This window comes from Mesorhizobium sp. M7A.F.Ca.AU.001.01.1.1, assembly GCF_004022735.1.
GTDB classification, from domain to species: domain Bacteria; phylum Pseudomonadota; class Alphaproteobacteria; order Rhizobiales; family Rhizobiaceae; genus Mesorhizobium; species Mesorhizobium ciceri.
Map to the genome: position 1 here is coordinate 1 of NZ_RZPF01001140.1, position 1148 is coordinate 1148.

Sequence of the window (1148 nt, forward strand, 5' to 3'; positions counted from 1 at the left end):
GTTCCAGCCTTGAGCGCCGTCGCATTGAGCAACTTGGCGATGGCTTCGGCCATTCCGGTGGCGTCTTCCCCTGTGTAGCCCGAATCAGCAAAAGCCTCGGTGACGTCGAGATCCTTGGTGAAGGGGATGATTTCCTCGGCGAAAGCCGGCGCCTGGTCGTCAACGGTGGCTCGCGGCGCCACCGAGACGTTTTCCGGCACGATCTTGACGTCGTAGGAGCCGGCCATGCTCTCGGCAAAGGCTTCGCCGAATCGCTGCGGATCGACATAGTGGAGCGAAGCGACCTGCACGGCGCCGTCGCTGAGGTCGGTGCCGGCCTCGCGCACCACTTTTTCCACCTCGTCGGCGGAGAGGTCGCTCTTTTCGTCGAAGGAAGCCGTGTCGATCGGAAAATCGACGGTCTTCAGGCTCATCTCGCTTTCGACCTTGGCGCCGTAGATCTGGCCGGAAGCGGCCGAGGCCGTCGCCGGCTGGGCATTGTCGTCGCCGTCGTCGCCGAACACTTGCATCGGGTCGAAGGGGGGGTAGGCGCGGCTGGTGGTGTGGCCGGCGGCAAGGGCCATCTTGATCTGCACGAAAGGCATGGTGTGGATGACGTCGCGGTCGCCGACCTTGGTGACCATCGACACTTCCATGCGGCGGCGGTCCTTGGCCTTTGCGATCTGACGTGGCGCCACCAGCCTGGTCGTCTTGGCGACTTCGCCGGAATCTCCGTTGCCGGCAAGGCTGATCAACTCGGCGATCTCGGGTGGGGTGGCCAGCTGCTGGCGGCCGTCAAGAGCGGCGAACAGCGCCACGCCCATCAACACGCTCGAGGTCACGCCAGTGAGAAATGTTCCCGACAGCCAGCGTGCAGAAACCTCTCGCCGGTCGGGCGGGCCGCTGCGGCCATCCGCGATCAGCGGCGGCTCATTGCCGAGTTCGGCTATGACATCTTCCGTGTCTGGCATCCAGAAAGGCTGCTTCTTCCCCGGGCGGAACGGCTTGTCGCTTTTGTTGTGGCCGTGACATTTGCCTGTCATGGCAGGTGAAGTCAACGAAGCGCCAGGCTCCGACCGAATTGCCCCCAGGCACTTCTCCTATAGAGCACTCTACCAGGCGGGGCGGTGTACCTTCTCCGCAAGGCCCATCGCACACTCCTATATAGG

General features: G+C 63.6%; 1 pseudogene. It reads right to left on the reverse strand.

Features of this window, described 5'->3' with window-relative positions:
* Positions 1-950, reverse strand: a pseudogene (locus EN884_RS36555) (M23 family peptidase); the annotation flags it as partial.
* Positions 951-1148 lie beyond the last annotated feature (198 nt).